1 protein-coding gene and 1 pseudogene are annotated in these 512 nt (G+C 68.2%); one reads left to right on the top strand and one right to left on the bottom strand.

The window, feature by feature from the left end; all coding sequences use genetic code 11:
* On the bottom strand, positions 1-187 hold a 187-nt coding region (locus tag G3N93_RS41110; RefSeq protein WP_206135652.1), incomplete at its 3' end, for an NAD(P)-binding domain-containing protein.
* Positions 188-281: 94 nt separating this feature from the next.
* Between G3N93_RS41110 and G3N93_RS41105 the strand changes: the two are divergent.
* A pseudogene (locus tag G3N93_RS41105) lies at positions 282-512 on the top strand (twitching motility protein PilT); the annotation flags it as partial.

Raw genomic sequence — 512 nt, 5'->3', positions numbered from 1 at the left:
GCATCGAGAACACCGCGTCGCCGCGAAACGCGTCGGCCGGCGTGTCGACGATCTGCGCGCCGACGGCAACGAGCGGCTCGGCGCGCTCGCGCGACCGGTTCCAGACTCGCACCGTATGCCCGGCCTTCAGCAGGTTCGTTGCGATTGCCTGCCCCATTTCACCCAGCCCGATAAATCCGAGATCCATTTCCCGCTCCTTCGCTCCGTGGAGCGGGGAGTTAACCACAGATGCGCGACGTCTGCAGGGCACGCAGCCGGCGATGCACGGTGATACTGCGCGCATGGCGACCGCGACCTTCCGCTTCCACGACGAACTGAACGCCTTTCTCCCGCGCACCCAGCGCGACCGCGCGTTCGGGCATGTGTGTGCGCGTGACGCGACGCTGAAGCACGCAATCGAGGCGCTCGGCGTCCCGCATACCGAAATCGGCCGGCTGTGCGTGAACGACGCGCCAGCCGCGCTCGACCGGCCGCTCGACGACGGCGACCGCGTCGAAGCCTTTCCGGAACGC

Source organism: Burkholderia sp. Se-20378, from assembly GCF_017104665.1.
GTDB lineage: Bacteria > Pseudomonadota > Gammaproteobacteria > Burkholderiales > Burkholderiaceae > Burkholderia > Burkholderia lata.
This window is presented reverse-complemented; position numbering and strand designations above follow the sequence as displayed.